This window comes from Larsenimonas salina, assembly GCF_023736155.1.
GTDB classification, from domain to species: domain Bacteria; phylum Pseudomonadota; class Gammaproteobacteria; order Pseudomonadales; family Halomonadaceae; genus Larsenimonas; species Larsenimonas salina.
Window position 1 is genome coordinate 13,020 of sequence record NZ_JAMLJJ010000002.1, and the last position, 20,780, is coordinate 33,799.

General features: G+C 60.8%; 16 protein-coding genes and 1 pseudogene. 9 read left to right on the forward strand and 8 right to left on the reverse strand.

Translation table 11 applies throughout. The features are described from left to right. Positions 1-796 precede the first annotated feature (796 nt). The 4 genes and pseudogenes from NAT23_RS05395 to NAT23_RS05410 form a co-directional block, all read right to left on the reverse strand. A complete protein-coding gene (locus NAT23_RS05395; protein ID WP_251926759.1) occupies positions 797-2,374 on the reverse strand; it encodes an aldehyde dehydrogenase (NADP(+)) in 1,578 nt (525 codons plus the stop codon). Positions 2,375-2,440: 66 nt separating this feature from the next. After that, positions 2,441-3,553 (reverse strand): annotated as a pseudogene (araD1, locus tag NAT23_RS05400) (AraD1 family protein); the annotation flags it as partial. Then, positions 3,441-5,195, reverse strand: a complete 1,755-nt coding sequence (locus NAT23_RS05405) for an IlvD/Edd family dehydratase (protein WP_251926225.1) — start codon at positions 5,193-5,195, stop codon at positions 3,441-3,443. The pseudogene araD1 and the gene NAT23_RS05405, both read right to left, overlap by 113 nt. Positions 5,196-5,227: 32 nt before the next feature. After that, positions 5,228-6,625, reverse strand: coding sequence for a GntP family permease (locus NAT23_RS05410; RefSeq protein WP_251926226.1), 1,398 nt, complete (start codon positions 6,623-6,625; stop codon positions 5,228-5,230). A gap of 184 nt (positions 6,626-6,809) precedes the next feature. On the opposite strand from NAT23_RS05410, the gene NAT23_RS05415 reads away from it, so the two are divergent. From NAT23_RS05415 to NAT23_RS05430, 4 genes are all read left to right on the forward strand, one after another. Continuing rightward, positions 6,810-7,775 carry a LysR family transcriptional regulator gene (locus NAT23_RS05415; RefSeq protein ID WP_251926227.1) on the forward strand — a complete coding sequence of 322 codons (966 nt, stop codon included), beginning with the start codon at positions 6,810-6,812 and terminating at the stop codon, positions 7,773-7,775. Positions 7,776-7,813: 38 nt separating this feature from the next. Next, positions 7,814-8,539, forward strand: coding sequence for a trimeric intracellular cation channel family protein (locus tag NAT23_RS05420; RefSeq protein WP_251926228.1), 726 nt, complete (start codon positions 7,814-7,816; stop codon positions 8,537-8,539). 72 nt (positions 8,540-8,611) lie between these two features. Beyond that, complete coding sequence (locus NAT23_RS05425) at positions 8,612-9,019, forward strand: thiol-disulfide oxidoreductase DCC family protein (RefSeq protein ID WP_251926229.1); 408 nt, start codon at positions 8,612-8,614, stop codon at positions 9,017-9,019. Positions 9,020-9,028: 9 nt separating this feature from the next. Next, positions 9,029-9,673, forward strand: coding sequence for a DNA-3-methyladenine glycosylase (locus NAT23_RS05430; protein ID WP_251926230.1), 645 nt, complete (start codon positions 9,029-9,031; stop codon positions 9,671-9,673). A 143-nt stretch (positions 9,674-9,816) separates the two neighbouring features. Here the strand turns inward: NAT23_RS05430 and NAT23_RS05435 are convergent, their stop codons facing one another. From NAT23_RS05435 to NAT23_RS05450, 4 genes are all read right to left on the reverse strand, one after another. Next, entirely contained in the window at positions 9,817-10,773 is a 957-nt protein-coding gene (locus tag NAT23_RS05435) for a PLP-dependent cysteine synthase family protein (protein ID WP_251926231.1), read from the reverse strand. Positions 10,774-11,061: 288 nt separating this feature from the next. Continuing rightward, positions 11,062-12,306, reverse strand: a complete 1,245-nt coding sequence (locus NAT23_RS05440; RefSeq protein WP_251926232.1) for an NAD(P)/FAD-dependent oxidoreductase — start codon at positions 12,304-12,306, stop codon at positions 11,062-11,064. A gap of 57 nt (positions 12,307-12,363) precedes the next feature. Then, positions 12,364-13,278 carry an MBL fold metallo-hydrolase gene (locus NAT23_RS05445; protein ID WP_251926233.1) on the reverse strand — a complete coding sequence of 305 codons (915 nt, stop codon included), beginning with the start codon at positions 13,276-13,278 and terminating at the stop codon, positions 12,364-12,366. Positions 13,279-13,494: 216 nt separating this feature from the next. Continuing rightward, positions 13,495-14,121: a TetR/AcrR family transcriptional regulator gene (locus NAT23_RS05450; RefSeq protein ID WP_251926234.1), complete on the reverse strand. Its 627-nt coding sequence runs from the start codon at positions 14,119-14,121 to the stop codon at positions 13,495-13,497. A 74-nt stretch (positions 14,122-14,195) separates the two neighbouring features. Here NAT23_RS05450 and NAT23_RS05455 point away from each other — a divergent pair, with 74 nt between their 5' ends. The 5 genes from NAT23_RS05455 to NAT23_RS05475 all read left to right on the forward strand — a co-directional run bounded on the left by NAT23_RS05455 (position 14,196) and on the right by NAT23_RS05475 (position 20,771). Beyond that, positions 14,196-15,317 carry an HlyD family secretion protein gene (locus NAT23_RS05455; protein ID WP_251926235.1) on the forward strand — a complete coding sequence of 374 codons (1,122 nt, stop codon included), beginning with the start codon at positions 14,196-14,198 and terminating at the stop codon, positions 15,315-15,317. Positions 15,318-15,323: 6 nt separating this feature from the next. Then, positions 15,324-16,847 (forward strand): DHA2 family efflux MFS transporter permease subunit, encoded by a 1,524-nt coding sequence (locus tag NAT23_RS05460; protein ID WP_251926236.1) that lies wholly within the window; start codon positions 15,324-15,326, stop codon positions 16,845-16,847. Positions 16,848-17,020: 173 nt separating this feature from the next. After that, positions 17,021-17,557 (forward strand): (2Fe-2S)-binding protein, encoded by a 537-nt coding sequence (locus NAT23_RS05465; protein WP_251926237.1) that lies wholly within the window; start codon positions 17,021-17,023, stop codon positions 17,555-17,557. A gap of 2 nt (positions 17,558-17,559) precedes the next feature. Further along, the gene (locus tag NAT23_RS05470) at positions 17,560-18,558 is read left to right on the forward strand and encodes an FAD binding domain-containing protein (RefSeq protein ID WP_251926238.1); all 999 of its coding nucleotides are present in this window, start codon (positions 17,560-17,562) and stop codon (positions 18,556-18,558) included. Then, on the forward strand, positions 18,555-20,771 hold the full coding sequence (locus NAT23_RS05475; protein ID WP_251926239.1) for a xanthine dehydrogenase family protein molybdopterin-binding subunit: 2,217 nt from the start codon (positions 18,555-18,557) through the stop codon (positions 20,769-20,771). Before NAT23_RS05470 ends, NAT23_RS05475 begins: the two co-directional genes overlap by 4 nt. The last annotated feature ends 9 nt before the right edge of the window (positions 20,772-20,780 follow it).

Sequence of the window (20,780 nt, forward strand, 5' to 3'; positions counted from 1 at the left end):
TTATGATTGAGGTAATAGAGAACTCTGTAGCGCATCCGCTCGCTCAGCAGTGTTAAAAATATTTGGCGCATGATAGTACCCGCTTCCCTGGAACATGCCTGCGCATTCATAAACGCTGCTTTGGTTATCTGAATGCCGAGCAATGTATGAACACCGTCTCGTTACTTAACGAAACGATATAAGGGTGCGGGCGAGAAAAATGTGCCGTTTTGCTTACAAAGCGGCTTGTCTGAAGGCAAACAGTAGTAATTAACTAATGTAACTAATCAGCGGTTTTTAATGTCTCTAATGCATGGTTCTTTAGCGCTATTTTGCTCTGAGCTAAATTTTCCCGATAAGCAGATATCTCAAGTCATTAAGTACTATCCGACCTCTGGTACTATTTCGCGTCTTATCTAGTTGATAATATTAGTTAAATTTAAAATTGCCGTTAATGACCTCAATGATCAAAGCGCGCCTGAGTAAATGCTTTGCCGATGTGACGCTGCCTCAACGCGGTTAAGGTCGGTTTTAGAAAGGGGGATTCATCTCTCATCGTATAGGCCTGTGTGATGAGAATTCATGATAATGGAGGCCACCGGTAAAAAATTCCGGCGACACTGACACGATTTAGCCATGCCCACCCGTTAATCAAGAAATGCTTATATTTTCGACCTGAGTATGATCTTGAGAAAGATTGTGAAACGGGTTTCATTTGATGGAAATAGAATGTAATCACGTCGTAACTCCCCGCTGCGGGACGTTACGGCATGATGTGTTCAATTACCGGGCAGATAACCCTGCCCGGTAGATAAAACTACCGTGCTCGTTGACCATCGACCAAGCGAGTCAGCGACAAGGGATTGCCTTCGCGCAGTGCCGTAGGCAGAAGCGCGTCAGGAATATCCTGATAGCAGACCGGACGCAGAAAGCGCTCAATAGCCTTGGTGCCGACCGACGTGGTGCGGCTGTCGGATGTGGAGGGGAACGGGCCGCCATGCACCATGGCGTCACACACCTCGACCCCGGTCGGCCAGCCATTGGCCATCACTCGGCCGGCGCGGCGCTCAAGCGTCGGCAAGAGCTTGGCGGCGTCGTCGTGGTCGGCCTCATCCATCTGAAGCGTTGCCGTCAACTGCCCCTCGAGGGCGCGGGCGAGCGAGTGCATTTCTTCCTGTGAGGCGCACTCGACAATCAATGAGCTGGCGCCGAACACTTCTTCCTGTAACGCACGATCATTAAGCACGGCCTCCGCCCGGGTAATGAAAAGCCTAGGCTTGCAGGCATTCGGTGCGCTGGTGGTCTCGCCGTGGGCAATCTCGCGCACATTCGGGTGACCCGCCAGTGCGGCCGCGCCTTGCTCATAGCTTTTGTGGATGCCGGGGGTGAGCATGGTGTGCGCCGGCTGTTCTTTAAGGGCCTGAGCCGCATGCTCGATGAAGCGATTGAGCGCAGGGCCTTCACGTGCGATCAAAAGCCCGGGGCTTGTGCAGAACTGGCCGGCGCCCATATTGAGCGAGCCGACGAACCCCTCGGCGAGTGCCTTGGTGCGGGCCTCAAGCGCCTCGGGCAGTACGAACACCGGGTTGATGCTGCTCATCTCGGCGTAGAACGGAATGGGCTCTGCGCGGGTGTGGGCCAGATTCCAGAGCGCAAGCCCGCCCTTGCGTGAGCCGGTAAACCCGGCGGCCTTGATGGCCGGATGGCTGACCAGCGCCTGGCCGACCTCGGTGTCGGCGTCATAAAGCAGTGAAAACACGCCTTCCGGCAGGTTGCAGCGGTTGACGGCGGTGGCAATGGCGCGGCCGATCAGCTCGCAGGTGCCTGGGTGGGCGTTGTGCGCCTTGACCACCACCGGGCAGCCAGCGGCCAAGGCCGAGGCGGTGTCGCCGCCGGCCACCGAGAAGGCCAATGGGAAGTTGCTGGCGCCAAACACGGCCACCGGGCCGAGGGCGATGCTGCGCTGGCGCAGGTCCGGGCGGGGCATCGGTGCGCGCTCGGGTTGGGCCGGATCGATGCGCGCGTCAAGCCAGTTGCCGTCACGCACGACCCGGGCGAACAGGCGCAGCTGGTTACAGGTGCGTCCGCGTTCGCCTTGAATGCGGGCTTCAGGCAGGCCGGATTCGGCGACCGCGCGTTCGGTCAATGCATCACCAAGCGCGTCGATCTCCTCGGCCACCGTCTCGAGAAAGCGTGCCCGGTCCTCGAGCGATGTCTCCCGGTAGGTGTCTAATGCTTCCTCGGCCAGGCGGCAGGCGGTGTCGACGTCGTTGAGTGTACTTGCCGACCACGTCGGGGTGAGCGACTCGCCGGTGGCCGGGTTGAGGGCCGTGATCGGCGCGCCTGAGCCTTGGGTGATGGTGCGTCCGATCAGGTGATGGCCTTCGGGCTGCATGGTGCGTCCTCCGTCAGAGGTGGATGAAAGCGAAGTGGTGGTGCTTTGAAGGGCGTTGACGCGAGCCGGCGGCGTGTCGTCGAGCCGGGTCAACGGGTTTCGAAGGGCTCGGCCGAGCGGGGGCAGTTCGATCTCGAAGCGGTCGCCCGGCTCGGTGCGAATCTGGTCGCCGAAGCTGAGCGTTGCGGTGCCGAAAAAGTGCAGATTGACATCGCCCGGCCGGCGAAACAGCGCGTACTTGAAGTGGTGGTACTCAAGGTTTGCAAGGCTATGGGACATGTTGGCCTCGCCGGTCAGAAACGGCTTTTCCCAAAGCGTCTGGCCGTCTCGAACGATGCGACTGGTGCCCTCGAGGTGCGCCGGCAGCTCGCCGACCACAAGTTCCGGGCCGATGCTGCAGTGACGAAGCTTCGAATGGGCAAGCCACAGGTAGTTCTGACGCTCGGTCACGTGATCGGAGAATTCGTTGCCGATGGCGTAGCCGATGCGCCAGGGCTTTCCTGTGTGGTCATTGACGTAGATGCCGACAAGCTCTGGCTCTTCACCGGCATCAAGACCAAATGCCGGCCCCGGCAGCGGCTGCTCGGGCGCGACCACGATGCTGCCATCGCCCTTGTAGAACCATTCCGGCTGGGCGCCGACCTGGCCCTGTTCCGGCTTACCGCCGTCAAGCCCGAGCCGGAACATCTTCATCGAATCCGTCAGCTCGCTGTCCTCGAGCGCGCCATGCATGGCCGCCCGGGTGTCGGCGCTGCCTAGGTGCGTAAGCCCAGTGCCGGTCACGTAGCAGTGGGCCGGGTCGGGGTGGGTAATCGGCGGCAGCAGCTGGCCGGCCTTGATCAGGGTGTCGTAATCAAGGGGCGTGTCGAGCAGCAGTCCTTCAACCACGGCCTCGATTGGCTGCTGGCTGTCGATGGCGAGTCGCACAAGCGACAGCGTGCCGCCGTCGAGGTCGATCTCACGTACGGTCGAGGCGTTTTCGACGAGGCCGGCCCGGGGGCCGGCGGCGCTCATGAACTGGATCAATCGCATGGTGTTGCTCCTTTGCGCCGAATAAGTGGCGGGCTCAGTGGGAATGGCGCGGAACGTCCGCACCGCGGCAGCCGCGCAGGAAGTCGAAGTCGCACCCTTCATCGGCCTGCAGAACGTGTTCGATGTAGAGCCCGCGGTAGCCGCCATCGCTTGCGATGGTGCGCGAGGCCTGGGTCGGGTCGCTGGCCTCCAGACGGCGCGCGATTTCGTCCTCGGCCACGTCCAGATGCAGGCGGCCGGTGTGGCAGTCGAGCTCGATCCAGTCGCCGTTTTCGACCGCAGCCAGTGGCCCGCCGGCCCCGGCCTCGGGGGAAACATGCAAAACGACCGTGCCGTAGGCGGTGCCGCTCATGCGGGCATCCGAAATCCGCACCATGTCGGTCACGCCCTGCTCGAGCAGCTTGGCAGGCAGCCCCATGTTGCCGACCTCGGCCATGCCGGGGTAACCGCGGGGGCCGCAGTGCTTCATGACCAGAATGTCGTCCTTGGTGACATCAAGCTCGGGGTCGTTGATGCGGGCCTTGTAATCCTCGAGGTTCTCGAACACCACGGCGCGGCCGCGGTGCACCATCAGCTCGGCCGTGGCCGCCGACGGCTTCAGCACCGCGCCCTTGGGGGCGAGGTTGCCGCGCAGGATGCAGATGCCGCCATCGTCGATCAGCGGGTTGTCGAGGGGGCGAATGACCTCGTCGCTGTAATTGGGCGCTTCCTTGACGTTGTCCCAGAGCGTCTTGCCGTTGGCGGTCAGCGCGCCGGGGTGGGGCAGACGGTCACTTTCCCCAAGGCGCCTGAGCACGGCCGGCAGGCCGCCGGCGTCGTAGAACTCTTCCATCAGAAAGCGCCCGGAGGGCTGAAGGTCGACCAGCGTCGGCGTGCCTCGGCCGATGCGGGACCAGTCGTCCATTTCAAGGTCGACGCCGATGCGCCCGGCAATGGCCTGCAGGTGAATCACGGCGTTGGTGGAACCCCCGATGGCGGCGTTGGTGCGAATGGCGTTTTCGAACGCGCCCCGGGTCAGGATTTTCGAAAGCTTCAGGTCTTCATGAACCATGTCGACGATGCGGTTGCCGGACAGGTGCGCCAGCACATAGCGCCGGGCGTCGACGGCCGGAATGGCGGCGTTGTGGGGCAGCGTCACGCCAAGAGACTCCGCCATGCAGGCCATGGTCGAGGCGGTGCCCATGGTGTTGCAGGTGCCGGCGGAGCGGGACATGCCGGCTTCGGCGCTCATGAACTCATCGAGGCTGATCTTGCCGGCCTTCACCTGCTCGGAGAGCTGCCAGACGATGGTGCCGGAGCCGATGTGCTTGCCGTGGTGCTTGCCGTTGAGCATCGGCCCGCCGGAGACCACGATGGCGGGCACATCGCAGCTTGCCGCCCCCATCAACAGCGCAGGCGTGGTCTTGTCGCAGCCGGTCAAGAGCACCACGCCATCGATGGGGTTGCCACGAATGGCCTCCTCCACGTCCATGCTCGCAAGGTTTCGGGTCAGCATCGCGGTCGGGCGCAGATTCGACTCGCCGTTGGAGAACACCGGAAATTCCACCGGTAGACCGCCGGCTTCCCAGATGCCGCGCTTGACGTGCTCGGCGAGCTGACGGAAGTGGGCGTTGCAGGGCGTGAGTTCCGAGAAGGTATTGCAGATGCCGATCACCGGCTTGTTGTTGAATTCGTGATCGGGAATGCCCTGGTTTTTCATCCAGCTTCGGTACATGAAGCCGTTCTTGTCCGCGGTGCCGAACCATTGGGCGCTGCGGAGCTTAGTGGTCTTGGGATCTTGGTGACTCATGGGTGCCTCCTCAGGCAGGGTACGGTCGAAAATCAGGCGATGAACGCGAACAGAAGCCAGGCCAGGCCAAAGGCCATGAGCGAAATACCCACCGACACCACGCTCCAGGTCGTGAGCATCGTGCGGGTCGAGACGCCCAGAAACCGTCCGACCAGCCAGAAGCCGGAATCGTTGACGTGGGAATAGCCGATGGCGCCGGCGACGATGGCGGTGACAATGCAGGCGGCCGGCAGGCCCGCGAGTTCCGGTGCGGCAAGTACCGCCGGAGCCATGATGCCGGCGGCGGTGGTACCGGCAACGGTTGCCGAGCCCTGGGCGATGCGGATGACCGAGGCGATCACATAGCCCGCAACGATCAGCGGCATGCCGATCTCATTGAGGCTGCCGGCCAGGGCCGTGCCGATGCCGCTTTGGGTCAATACGGTGCCGAACATGCCGCCGGCGCCGGTAATCAAAATGATCGAGCACACCGGGGCCATCGCGTTTTCGACGATGTCGTTGATGGCGTTCATGCCGCCGTTCCGGGCGCGCTTCAATACCAAAAGCCACATCGCGACCAGGGTGCTGATCAGAAGCGCCATCGGGGTTTCACCGATCAGCATCAGCACATCAAGCAGGGGGTTATCCTCAGGCAGCGTGCCGCTCGAGATCAGGGTAGAAAGCCCGGTGTTCATGAAGATCAGAAGAAGCGGCAGCAGCAGAACCAGCAGTACGGTCGAAAAGGCCGGCGGCTCGGCGTCGTCTGTGTGGGCATCACCCAGCATGTCCGGCACGCTCTGGTAGGGCGTGCGGTTGGCCAGAAACACCGAGAGGCGATAGCCCATCACGTACCAGGTCGGAAGTCCGACCAGAAGGCCCACGAACAGCACCTGGCCGATGTCGGCGTGAAGGAAGACCGCCGCAGCCACCGGACCCGGGTGCGGCGGCATCAGGGCGTGCATGACCAGCCCCGCGCCGCCGACCGGCAGGCCGAACAGCAGGATCGAGCTTTTAAGCTCGCGGGCGATGGCGTAAATGATCGGCAGCATCACCACGTAGGCGGCGTCGAGAAAGATCGGGAAGCAAAACAGCAGCGCGGCGACCGAAAGCCCGAAGGGGGCGCGGTCACGGCCGCAGGCGCGGATGAGCGTATCGGAGAGCACACGCGCCCCGCCGGAGGTAGCGACAATGCGCCCGAGCACGGCGCCGAACCCGATCAGCAGCGCAACGTTGCCAAGCGTCTTGCCGAAGCCCCCGATCAACGTGTCCATCAGGTTGGAAACATCGATGCCGGTGGCGATCGCCGTGCCGATGCTGACCAGCACCAGGGCGAAGAACGGGTGCAGCTTGATCCGAATGATCAGGGTCAAGAGCACCGCGATGGCTACAGCGCAAATGATCAACAGCGTCGGCGTCGAGAGTGCCGTGTTGGCAGCCTCTTGTGGGTTCATATCGATCTCCCGATCCTTGAATGGGCGTCGCCACCGCGTTTTGCTCGGTGATGACGAAACGCCGAGCCGCCAGGTGGCGAGGGCGTGCCGGGAAACATACGCCCAAATGGCTATATCAGAATAATGTTGAAAATGACTTAATCCGATACCGTTTACGTTATGACTCGAGGGAATGGGCCACGCCATGGGCGATCTGGATGAGCATTGGTTTTTCAAGGCGCGACTAAAGTTGCGCCACCTTTACCTGTTCGTCGTAGTGGGCGAGCAGGGCAATCTGCATAGGAGCGCGGAGCTGATGGGCATTTCCCAGCCCGCGGCCTCGCGGCTTTTGGCCGAGATCGAGCAGCGCCTCGGGCAATCGCTGTTCGACCGTCACGGCCGGGGGCTTGAACCCAACGCCTACGGTGAGCTGATGATTCGTCGCGCCCGCGCCGTGCTCGATGAGCTGATTGGTGCCGGCATGGAATTCAATGCGCTTAAGGCCGGGCTTGCCGGCGTAGTCAACATCGGCGCGGTGATGGAGCCGGCCATTTCACAGGTGCCGCTTGCCATTGAGCAGGCGCACAACACCAGCCCGGCACTCAAGCTGACGCTTCAGGTCGCCAACAGCCACACCCTGGTGCAGGGGTTGATGGAAGGCCGGTTCGATTTCGTGATCGCCCGCGTGCCGGCGGGCTTTCCCTCTGAGGCGTTCGTGTTCGAGGAGATCGATGAGGAAGAGCTTTGCTTCGTGTGCAGCCAGCGTCATCCGCTCGCTGCAAGCGACGACCCCGACCTTGCCGAGCTTGCAGCCTCGCCCTGGTCGATCCAGCCGCCCGGCACGCTCATGCGTCAGCGCATCGAGGATCTGTTTCGCCATCGGGGCGTGGCGTTTCCGTCCTGGGTGGTGGACACCTCGGATTTGCCGGCGGCGCTTGCCCTGGTCGACCGCTCCGAGTTCATTACCGTCACCATTCGTCGAGTGGCCGAGCTTCTGTGTGACCCGACCCGCTTTGCGATCCTGAGTGCGCGCAGCCGCTTGAGCGTGCAGCCCTATGGCTTGGTGAGCCTTCGACGCACCAGGCTCTCGCCGGCGGTGGCCCGGGTCATGGACATCTTTCGACACAACATGGCAGCGTCTCGCACCGACACGCTGCCCGGCGTACATTGAGCGCCATTCGTTAACGGGCGACCCAGGGGGAGAGGGACGTGCATCACTGGATATATCTGCTGGATCTGGCCGGGGTGGTCGTGTTCGCGCTGTCCGGTATCGCGCTTGCGTGCCGCGTACGGATGGATCCGATCGGCATGCTGGTGCTGGCGGCGGTCACCGGCATCGGTGGGGGCACGCTGCGGGATCTGCTGCTCGGGGTGCGTCCGGTGTTCTGGGTGACCGACCCGACCTACCTCTGGGTCATTTTGGCCACGGTGATCGTGTCGATGGTGGGGCTTCATTTCGTCCACCACCTGCCAAAGCGGCTGCTGTCGATTCTCGACGCCTTCGGGCTTGCGCTTTTTACCGTGCTTGGGGCCAACAAGGCGATGATGCTTGACTACACCGGCATCGTCGCGGTGCTGATGGGGCTTTTGACCGGTGTGGCCGGGGGCGCCTGCCGAGATGTGCTGGCCGGGCGTATTCCGATGGTGCTCAGACAGGAGATCTACGCCACCGCCTCGATTCTGGGGGCGGCGGCCTATGTGGCGCTGGTTGAGGTCGGCGCCTTCGAGGGCCTCGCCCTTGCCCTTGGGCTCGGGGTCACGCTGATGCTTCGCTTGAGCGCGATCTACTGGCATCTGGCGCTGCCGACCTTCGTGTGGTTGCCGCGGCCGGAGGAGGAGCGCTACGACCCCGAGCGTGACCCGTTGCCGCCGGGGGATCAGCGTCGACACAAGCGGGTGCAGGTGGTGGCCTCCCGCCCGCGGCGCCGGCAATGACAATGATGAGAACGCAGGGGGCGTGCCAAGCGACTACGCTTGGGGCATCACTTTCGACTCGAGGCTTTCATCATGCCGGAGCTTACGCTGTTCTATGATGGCGCCTGCCCCCTGTGCGTGCGCGAAGTGCGCCACCTCACCCGGCTGGATATCCACGGGCGCATTTGCTGTGAGGACATCCAGCAGCCGGATTTCTCAACGCGCTACCCCGACATCGACCCGGACGAGGCTCGAACGATCCTGCTGGCTCGTGACGGCAACGATCACACCTTGAAGGGGCTTGATGTGACGCATCGCGCCTGGTCGCTGGTCGGGCGGGGGGCGCTTACCGCGCCGCTTCGCTGGCCGCTCGTGCGTCCGGTCGCCGACCGGGTCTATCTATGGTTTGCCCGTAACCGCTACACCATCTCCGGCGTGCTGACCGGCAAGCGCCGCTGCGACAGCTGTGCGTCCGGCCAGTGCGACATCGATAAGAACTAGGAAATGCTCTTGTCCGCGTTTGAACTGACTTCCGAGGCGCCCTCTTCGGGGGCTGCCCAACCCACGCCGCTCGAGCGCGCGTTCTACGCCCGCGATACACTCGAGATCGCCCGTGAACTGCTCGGCTGCCGGCTGGTGGTCGAGCGCGACGGCGAGCGCCTGGTCGGGCGCATTACCGAAACCGAGGGCTATCTCGGCTTTGCCGACACCGCCTGCCACTCCTCCCACGGGCGCACGCCCCGTACCGAGGTGATGTTTGGCCCGCCGGGGTACGCCTACGTCTACCTGATCTACGGCATTCACGACATGCTCAACCTCGTCGTTGGCCCCGAGGATGATCCCTGTGCGGTATTGATCCGCGCCATCGAGCCGCTCGAGGGCGAGGCCACCATGATCGCCCATCGGCGAGGCAAGAAGGGTCGGGAGCTTGCCAACGGGCCCGGCAAGCTCACCCAGGCGCTCGGCATCACCAAGGCGCGCTTCAACCGCCATGACGTCTGTCTCGGTGACGGGCTTTGGGTCGAGCCGGGCGAGCCGATCGACGACGCCGACGTGGTGACCGGCCCGCGCATCGGCATCGACTACGCCGAGCCCGAACACCGCGACGCCCCGTGGCGGTTTCTGGTCAAGCGACGCAAGACGGGGCGTGCGTGACTTATCCTTTGGCGCTTACAGGCGCCCTCACAGGCTTAATTTGAGCTCTGAACGAGCAGTATTTTTTGATCGAAGCCAGAAGCCTGCGTTTCGCTGTCAGGCGACTGTGGGTTTAAGCCGCTCGAGGGAGGTGAATGGAGTCACTACCTCTCTACTTTATCGAATAGCCCACCGGACATATATTTGAGCCCCGTGTCGCATGCAACGGTTACAACGGTTTTTCCAGGCCCAAGTTCCTTAGCAATTTTGAGTGCGGCCGCGACGTTAATTCCCGTGGAGGTTCCTGCGAGAATGCCTTCTTGTTCAGCGAGGGCTCTGCACATCTCACGGCCTTCGGATTCGTCGATGTCCCATACTTCGTCATAGAGCTGTGCGTCTAGAAACGGGGGAATGAATCCAATACCGATTCCCTCGACGTGATGTTCTCCCGGGTAGCCCTTGGACATCATCGGCGATGAGGCCGGCTCTAATACGTAGATTTTCGTTTCGCGATCAATGTTCTTTAAAACGTTGGCAACGCCCATGATCATCCCGGCAACACCCGCCGCACCACAAAAAGCATCTACGCCTTGGGGAAACTGCTCGGCGATTTCCTGACCAATTACTTCGTAACCGATCAAGGCATCACGGTTGGAGAATTGATCCGTAAGATAAAAATCCGGTTGCTCTCCGTATTCGACCGACCGACTCACCATTTTTGGAATTAAATCTGCGCCGATCTTGCCGGATTCGCTATGCACCAGCTCTAGGTCCGAACCGAATGCCGCCATCGTTTTCAGCTTTTCCGAGGCAAAGGCATTGGAGGAAATGATCTTGAAGGGATAGCCTTTTACGGCACATACAAAGGCAAGCGAGGAGCCAGTACTGCCTCCGCTGGCTTCTACCACCGTCATCCCTTTTTTTAGATTTCCTTTTTGCTCAGCCCCCTCGATCATGGTTTTTGCCATGCGGTCTTTGTAAGAGCCGGTTGGGTTGAAATACTCTAGTTTCACATAAACATCGGCATGCTCAGGCGTAATAAGCTTATTAAGCTTGACCACGGGAGTATTGCCGATCGCCTCTAACATACTGCTGCAGTTTTTAAGGGTGCTTTCTTTCATGCAATCACCTAAATTCTGTACGAATAAAACATGGGATATACGGTAATAGTAAGTCTACACATTGTATGAACTTCAACCCGGCCGGCAGCCACTCGAACCAGCGGAGGTGGGAGCTGAGTTACGTCCCACATCTTGAACAGGATCTAGTAACACATGCACTCCACTGTAGAAATACGCCAAGATTAAGTCTCAGGTTGAAGCGCAAAAGGGCAACCTAATTAACGTTACAGTGCATCTTCGGTTATAGCATTGCCCTCGGCGTGCGATAACAGCACAAGTGAGTCTTGATCAGACCCGTGCCTTTGGTTTGGCCAGCCATTCGTGGCCCTTGAGCATTAGATTCCAATAGATAAACGGTAATTGCTGGGCCTTTATATGCCAGCCAAGCTTGGTTGGCCGAGTTGCCTGATTAATCCAAGAGGGAAACGAGGGTTGCAGCTTGCCTGCGTAGCCAAACTCGGCCAACACTACGCGGCCGCGTTCAACTGTGAGCGGGCACGCCCCATAGCCTAAATACCCAGAAGGCAGTGGCTTTCCATCCATTGCAGCCAATAGGTTGTCTGCAACGACTGGCGCTTGCTTTCGAACAGCCGCGGCGGTCTTAGCGTTGCCTGTTCCGCTTGCATCCCCAAGCCCGAAAATGTCGCTGAAACGAGCATGCTGCAGCGTCTCTGCGTTGAGATCCAGCCAGCCACTCTCATTGGCTAACGAGGATTCACGTACTAGGCGGGGTGCTCGCTGAGGGGGGACAACGTGGAGCATATCGAAGTCCATCTCGACTTCTTTACTGCCTTCGTCGCTGGTCTGGCGAAAACGTGCCTTTTGAGCAGGGCCGTCCACCGCAATGAGGGTATGTTGGAACTGTGTTCGAACCCCATAACGTTGTACGTATTCATTCAGCGCGGGTACGAACTCCGGGACGCCGAACATGACCCCACCTGCGTTGCAAAAATGGACATCGATGTGTTCGAGAACACCCTGTTTCTCCCATTCATAGCAGGAAAGGTACATTGCCTTTTGGGGAGCACCCGCGCACTTGATCGGCATTGGCGGTTGGGTAAATAAGGCCTTGCCTGAGCGCATCGACTGCACGAGCGACCATGTGTATGGCGCGAGATCGAAGCGGTAGTTAGAGGTTACCCCGTTTTTACCGAGCGTTTCCTCTAGGCCGTCTATTGCTTGCCAGTCAAGCTCGAGACCCGGTGCGATCACTAGCATGGTGTAACCGAGCGTCGTGCCGTTGGCGAGCGTGACTTGGCGAGACTCCGGGTGCAGCTGTTCTGCCGCAGTTTGGTGCCACGTCACGAACGCTGGCATCAACGATTGCATCGAGCGTCTGGTTTGCTCTGCAGTGAATACCCCGCCACCGACCAGCGTCCAGCCAGGCTGGTAGTAGTGATCTCTTGCGGGCTCTACGATAGCGATATCGAGGTCGGAACGACGTTTATAAAGGCTTGCGGCGACGGCAAGACCTCCGGCGCCCCCACCGATGATGACGATATCGTGGTGCCGTTCACTCACTGCTTCATTCATTAAGAGGGCCTCGTTGATTGATGAATGATGACTAGGCATGGCCTTTGGGGGGCCTGCTCATTCCCAAGCCGCTGTTTTAAGCGCGTCGAGTGGAATCTTTAGGTACCGCTTTCCGTTACTCTCAGGTTTAGGAAGACGCCCACCCAGTATGTTGACCTGCAGCGCGTGTAAAATCAGTTTTGGCATGGGCAGCTCGCTGTCTCGTTGAGTGCGCAGAGCAACGTATTCAGCTTCGCCTATTTTGCCGAGCTGATGCTTATTGTGTTCGCGCTGCTCTTTCACCGTGCTTTCCCATTGCGGCTCACGGCCGTCGGGCATGTAATCGTGACCGGTAAAGAGGCGTGTTGTGTCGGGCAGGGCCAAAATCGCTTGGATCGAGTGCCACAACTGATTGGCGCTGCCTCCGGGAAAGTCAGTGCGAGCCGTACCAAAATCGGGCTGAAACAGCGTGTCGTGTACGAAGGCGGCATCGCCGATGACATAAGTGACCGAGGCCAGCGTATGCCCTGGCGAGTGCATCACTTGGCAGCTAATGTCTCCCAGCTTGAACGTGTCTCCCTCGTCAAAAAGAGAATCCCACTGGCTTCCGTCGTCTTCGAAATCGGTGAAGTTGTAGAGTGTTTTCCATAAGGATTGGACTTGGGTTACCGGTTTGCCGATGGCGGTCGGCGCGCCGGTCTTCTCATGCAGATAACGTGCGGCAGAGAAATGATCTGCGTGCGGGTGCGTATCCAGTATCCATTCGACCTCGAAATGTTTGCGCGCAATATAGGCCAGTAGCGTGTCTGCCTGGTGCGTTGCCGTGGAACCGGACTTTTCATCGTAATCGAGTACGGGATCGATGATTGCGCAGCGACGCGTTCTAGGGTCGCTAACGACGTACTGAATGCTAAAGGTGCGGGGGTCGAAAAAGCCGGCGACATCGGGTGCATCACCATGTCGACTGCCTGATGAAAGAGCGAAGGTGTTCATGAGGGCTCCTTAAAGAAGTACATCCTCAGGATAACCTATAAAAAAGTTATAACGATAGATTTTTTGGGTATCGTTAGAGGTTTAAAAATGCGTTCCAAGCATAAGTTTTATCGCAGAAACACACTCTCTAATCTGACCTGCTTGCTTGGCTGCCCCCGTTGAGGGCGCACAAGAAGCCATCTGATGGCATCAACTTTATGCCTGCAAACAGCACACTTAGGGCTGGCTAGAGCTTAAAAATCGACGTACGGCAGAGTTGACTTTACGTGTGCGCTCGGCCGGGGGAAGCGTCGGGATCTGGCCGACCATGATCTGGATGTGCAAGTCGCCGACCAGCATGCCGGTGAATTCGCGGGAGGCGAGGCGGCAGTCGTTGATGGCCAGGCGCTTGAGTGCGACCTGATGGGCGAGGTAGTCGGAGAGTTCGCCGAGCGTTCGAAACGGGCCGCTGTCGAGAAAGCGGCGGGCAAGCTCGGGATGACGGTGAAGATCGTTAAGCACCAGCCGGTAGAGCGCGAGTGCCTCGGGCTCGAGCAGAAAATCGATCAGGCGATGGCCAAAGCGCGTGAGCCCCTCCTTTGGCGGTAGGTCATTGGCCAGTGCGTCCTGAATCGGTTCGAACACGGACATGGCCCGGCGCTCGATGACCGCAATGAAGAGCCCCTCCTTGCTGCCAAAAAGCTTGTAGAGCGTTGCAAGCGACCCGCCGGCGCGGCGAACCACTTCGTTGACGCTTGCCGCTTCAAACCCCTGCTCCGTGAACACCTCGAGCGCAGCATCGAGAAACCGCTGGGCGCGCTGCTGCCCCTTGGGCGTTACGGTGGTACCGGGTGGCGGCGTCATCGATGGCTCCTGCTGGTGTCCTCAAAAAGTGTAGCGTATGCTACGTTTTTTTGAGTCCAACTGGAACGAGCGTCATGGCATCGATTGCACGCACCTGGATCAAGCGACTGATCATCGCCCTCATCTTGCTGGTATTGATCGTTGCCGGCGCCTTCTGGGCTTGGCACTGGTGGCAGACCGGCCGGTTCTTCGAAGAGACCGACAACGCCTACATTCATGGCGACAGCGTGGCGGTTCGAAGCGAGGTGAATGCACGGGTGCTCGGGGTGCCGGTGGCGCACAATCAGCGCGTGCACGAAGGCGATACGCTGGTGGCGCTGGACCCGACCGATTATCAGGACGACCTGAAGCAGGCCCGCGCCAAGCTCGCCCAGGCAAGCGCAGCCGTGGTGAAGGCGCAGCGCAACATCGAGCTGCAGCAGGCGGTCATCGAGCAGCGACAGGCCGATATCGCGTCTTCCCAGGCGCAGTTCACCCAGGCGCGCCAGACACTGTCACGCACGCAGAAACTGGTTGATCGTCAGTATTCCTCACGCCAGCAGCTTGATGAAGATCAGGCCAATTTCGATGTAGCCAAGGCCAACGTGACCTCGAGCAAGGCCGCTCTTGCATCAAACCAGCGTCAGCTCGCGGTCTATCAGGCGTCGCTCGATGACGCCCAGGCCAACCGGGACAACGCCCGCGCCGCGCTCGAGGCCGCCGAGCACCAGCTTGCCAAAACCCACATCACCGCGCCCTTCGATGGCGTGGTCGGTAATGTCACGGTGGAAAAGGGCACCTACGCGCAGCCGTCGCTGACGCTGATGACCCTAGTGCCGGTGGATCATCTCTACGTCGTTGCCAATTTCAAGGAAACCCAGATCACTCGCATGCGCATCGGGCAGTCGGTTGATGTTCACGTCGACGCCTACCCGGACACCGTCTTCAAGGGCGTGGTTGAAAGCCTTGCGCCGGCGACCGGGGCGCAGTTCAGCCTGCTGCCCCGTGACAACGCGACCGGCAACTTCAACAAGATCGTGCAGCGGGTACCGGTGCGGATTCGCCTGCTTGGGCCTGAAAAGAAACTGGCGTTTTTGCACGCGGGGCTGTCGGTGGAGCCTCGGGTCGATACGCGAGAGGATGGCCGAGGATTGTACCTGGGCCCCGTGTCGCGCTCGCCCATCGCCCGCGACGTCACTCCGCGCAATCAGGACTGAGTCTCTATGAGCCCGGTGCAGGAGATGCCGTCCTGGCGAGTGCGTATAGGCTTCGTGGCGGCGGTGTTTGGAATGTTCATGGCCATTCTGGACATCCAGATCGTTGCCAGCTCGCTCAACGAGATTCAGGCCGGAGTGTCGGCAAGCCAGGATGAAATCTCCTGGATTCAGACCTCGTATCTGATCGCCGAGATCATCATGATTCCGCTGGCCGGGGTGATGATGCGCATCTTCTCGACCCGCACTGCCTTTGTCATCTCAAGCGTTGGCTTTACCCTTGCAAGCCTTGGCTGCGCGCTGGCGAGCTCCATCAATGAGCTGATCGTCCTGCGTGCGATTCAGGGTTTCATGGGCGGGGCAATGATCCCGATCACCCAGGCGGTGAGCTTTACCATCTTTCCCCGACACAAGATGGGGTCCGTGCAGGCGGTGATCGGACTGGTGGCGACCATCGCGCCGTCGATCGGTCCGACGCTTGGCGGCTACATCACCCAGCACATGAGCTGGCACTGGCTGTTTCTGATCAACGTGATCCCGGGCATCCTGGTGTCGATGGGCGTGTGGTTCATGCTCGACATCGACCGCGCCGACAAGAGCGCGCTCAAGCGGCTCGATCTGATCGGGCTGGTGTTGATGGCGATCTTTCTGGGCTCGCTCGAGTTCGTGCTGGAAGAGGGCCCGGACGACGACTGGTTCAGCAGCTCCCTGATTCTGAATTTCGCTCTTCTCTGCGCGATGGCCGGCATCCTGTTCTTCTGGCGGGTATTCACCGTCGATCATCCGATCGTCAACCTTCGACTCTTTCGCGAGCGCAATTTCGCAACCGGAGTAGGGCTGGTGTTCGCCGTCGGCGTCGCGCTCTATGGTCTGGTGTATCTGCTGCCGCTCTATTTCGGCACGGTGCGGGAATACAACAGCATGCAGATCGGCGAGGTCATGTTCGTGACCGGGGCGGCGATGTTCGTGATGGCGCCGATTGTCGGGCGCCTGACCGATGTGGTTGATCTGCGCCTTCTGATCGGGATCGGGCTCTTGATGACGGGCATCGGGTCGTTCATGAACGTCAATCTGACCACCGAATCGGGCTACTGGGAGTTCTTCTGGCCTCAGGTGGTGCGCGGTATCGGCATGATCATGTGCATGGTGCCGACGTCTCGGATTGCGCTTGGCAATCTCTCACCCCAGAACATCGGCGATGGCAGTGGCATGTTCTCGGTGATGCGAAACCTTGGCGGTGCCATGGGGCTTGCGCTATTGGACACCGTGCGCGATCACCAGCGCGACTATCACTGGACGCAGCTGATCGCGTCGGTCAATCAGGGGCGTGAGGTGGTCGTCACGCAGCTTGCCCAGTATCAGCAGCAGTTCATGGGCGTGGTCAGTGACCCTCAGGCCGCTGCAATCAAGATGATCGGTGACCGCGTCGCCACTCAGGCTGAGGTGCTGGCGTTCAACGACATCTTCCTGTGGCTCGGTATTCTCTATCTGGTTGTTTTTCCAGCCGTCTTTCTATTCAAGAAGCCCACCTGATCCCACGGGGTCGCACGAGCGATCCTCGCGTCCCGCCCAATCCTTGTCTACGCTCGAAGGCAGTCGTTTGCGCGCAAACGATCCGACCGTAATGAAAATCGCGAAGGCGAGGACCGCCTTCGCTCTACGTGGCACGAAAAATAATAACCGCCACGCGACCGATGAGGACTGTCATGGCAGACGCAACACTCGATGCGACGGTGGGGCATGTCGACCCCGATGACACGTCGTCTCTTCAGACGATAGAGCTGACCGTCAACGGTCAGACGCACACACTTACTCTCGAACCCAATGTTGTCTTGCTCGATGCACTGCGCGAGCGCCTGAACCTGACCGGCGCCAAGAAAGGCTGCGATCACGGTCAGTGCGGCGCATGCACCGTAGTGATCGATGGCCGCGCGATGAACAGCTGCCTGCTGTTGGCCGCGCTCGCCGAAGGTCAGGACATTACCACCATCGAAGGCCTGGCCGATGAAGACGGCACGCTGCATCCGATTCAGCAGGCCTTTCTCGAGCACGACGCCTATCAGTGCGGCTACTGCACGGCAGGCCAGATGATGATGGCGACCTCGATCTTGAACGATAAGGACATCGCCAAGGACCCTGCGTCGATCAAGGAGGCCATGAGCGGCAATATCTGTCGCTGCGGCGCCTACAAAAACATCCTCGATGCCGTGCAGAGCGCGCATCGCACCATCGAGGGGGCGTGATCATGCAGAGTTTTGAACTGATCCGCCCGGAAAGCGTAAAAGACGCCATCGGGGCCCAGTCCGAGCGCTCCGCCTTTATTGGCGGTGGCACGACGCTGGTTGATTTGATGAAGCTTGGGGTCATGCAGCCCGATCACGTGGTGGACACCAATCGCCTTGGTCTTGATGAGATCGAGGCGCTTGACGATGGCCGGCTCAAGATCGGTGCCCGGGTCAGCAACAGCCGACTCGCAATCGACGCCCGCGTCGAGCGCGACTATCCGGTGCTGTCCCAGGCGCTGCTCTCGGGCGCCTCCACCGGTCTTCGCAACATGGCAACGACCGCCGGCAACGTCATGCAGCGAACACGTTGCCCGTATTTCCGCGATCCGGCCAAGCCCTGCAACAAGCGCGAACCGGGTACCGGCTGCAGCGCGATGGACGGCATCAACCGCAATCACGCTGTCCTCGGAACCAGCGAGCACTGCATCGCGACCCACCCCTCCGACATGTGCGTGGCGATGGCCGCCATCGGGGCAACTGTGGTGGTCGAGGGCCGCAAGGGCACCCGTGAGATTCCGTTCGAGGACTTTCACTTGCTCCCGGGCGATCACCCCGAGCGCGAGCACGACCTGCGCTCCGATGAGCTGATTACCCACGTGGTGCTCGACGCCCCGCTTGAAGGCGCGGTCTCGACCTACCTGAAGCTGCGCGATCGTGCCTCCTATGAGTTTGCGCTCGCCTCCTGCGCGGCCATTGTCACTCTTGAGGGCACCAAGGTGACCGCCGCACGCATCGCGCTCGGCGGCGTTGCGACCAAACCCTGGCGCGCCGTGGACGCCGAAGCGGCGCTGGTGGGTGAAGAAGCGACTGCGAAGATGTTCGAGCAGGTTGCGCTCTTGGCGTTCCAGCGGGCGATGCCGCTTGAGCACAACGCGTTCAAGGTTGAGCTTGGCCAACAGGCCATCGCGCGCGCACTGCGGGATGCGGTGCAACAGGCAAGCCAGGGAGAGCACCAATGAGTGAGACACTGAACACCCAGAAACCCCGCATCGACGGCGCGCTCAAGCTGTCGGGCGGGGCGGATTACACCGCCGACATCAACCTCGACGGCCAGCTCTATGGCTACCCGGTCGGCAGCGCCATCGCCAGCGGTGAGCTTGAAGGGCTGGAGCTTGAAGAGGCGCTTGGCATGCCCGGCGTGGTCGATATTTTCCACCACGACAATTTCGACCGCACCCTCAAGCACTCACCGAACAGCTTCGCCGAAAAGAATACGGTCAGCGAGCCGCGCCTGCCGTTCGAGGACACCACGATCCACTACCACGGCCAGTACATCGCGCTGGTAGTGGCCGACACCTTCGAACACGCCCGAGCCGCCGCCCAGAAGGTCAAGGGCAAGTACCGCGCAAACGATCAGGTCATAAGCCAGTTCGATGAACTCGACGCCGACAACGTCGCCGGTCTGCCGGGTGTGCTTCAGGAGGGCGACGGTCAGAGCCGAGGCGAGGCCGATACGGCGTTTGATGCGGCCGAGGTTACCCTCGATCACCACTACTCGATCGCGACCGAGACCCACGCGGCAATGGAGCTTCACGCCTCGACCGCTACCTGGTCCGGCGATCATCTGACCGTGTACGAGTCCACCCAGGGCGTGGTGTTCCAGCGTCACGCGCTGTCGCACGTGTTCTCGATGCCGCCGGAGCAGATCAATGTGATCTCGCACTTCATCGGCTCGGGCTTTGGCGGCAAGCTTTTCATGTGGCCGCACGCGATCATGACCGCGGTGGCATCACGCCGGCTGAAACGCCCGGTCAAGACGGTGGTGCCGCGTCAAAGCGTGTTCACCTCCGCCGGCAGCCGCCCACGCTCGATCCAGCGCGTCCGCCTTGGCGCGCGCGCCGACGGCACGCTGACCTCGATCCGTCACGATGGCAGCAACGAAACCGCCTTCGTCGGTATGCACAACGACACGGTGATTTCCGCCACGCCCAGCATGTACGCCTGCGAGAATGTGTCCGTGACCAACCGGGTCGGCGAGGTCAACCACGGCATGCCGTGCCCGATGCGTGCGCCCGGTGAAGCGCCTGGGCTGTTCGCGCTGGAAACGGCGATGGACGAACTGGCCTGGCAGCTCGAGATGGACCCCGTTGAGCTTCGCAAGAAGAATTTTGCCGAGCGGGATCCAGCCTCCGATCTGCCGTGGTCGAGCAATCACCTGATCGAATGCTGGGACAACGCCGCCAAGCGCTTTGGCTGGGAAAACCGCACCGCGGAAATCGGCGCGATGCGCGAAGGCGACGAGATCATCGGCTACGGCATGGCCTCGCAAAGCTGGGAAGCCATGCGTCTTCAGTGCTCGGCGCGGGTGACCTTTCTGTCCGATGGCCGTCTGCAGGTCAGCTGCGGTACGCAGGACATCGGTACCGGCACCTACACCATTGTCGCCCAGACCGCGAGCGAGCTGAGCGGCGTGCCGATCGAGGACATCGACGTGCGCCTTGGCGACTCGTCGCTGCCCTCCGGGCCGCTGTCCGGTGGCTCGTTTGCCACCGCAACCGTGTTGCCGGCGGTCAAGGCCGCACTCGATGCCGCCACCCAGGCGCTGATCGACAAGGTTACTCAGGACGGCCAGGCGTTTTCCGACGTCGACTCGGGGTCGATCGAGTTAAGCGACCGCGCTCTGACCTATGGGGATCGCTCGATTCCGGTCACCACGCTTTTGGAGGAGCTGGGCATCGGTCAGGTCACCGCCGAAGCCTCGGCCGAGCCTGGCGATGAGCAGAGCGAGTACAGCTTTCGCTCGTTCGGCGCCGTGTTCGTCGAGGTGCGCTGGGATCCGGGCATTTCCCGGCTCAAGGTCGAGCGGATCGTCTCCACCATCGACATCGGTCGCGCCATTAACCCGATGACCGCGCGCAATCAGGTCGAGGGCGGCCTGGTGATGGGTCTGGGCATGGCGCTGTTTGAGCAGACCGAGTACGACAAGAGCGGTTATCTCTACAACGCCAACCTGGCCGATTACATCGTGCCGGTGCACGCAGACATTCCGCCGATCGACGTCGAACTGCTCGACTATCCCGATTACCACCTGAACGCCTTCGGCGCGCGCGGCGTGGGCGAGATCGGCCTGACCGGCATTGCCGCCGCCATTTCCAACGCGGTGTATCACGCGACCGGCAAGCGCATTCGCGACCTGCCTATCTCCATCGAGCGATTACTGATGGCCAACTGAGTCCAGTCC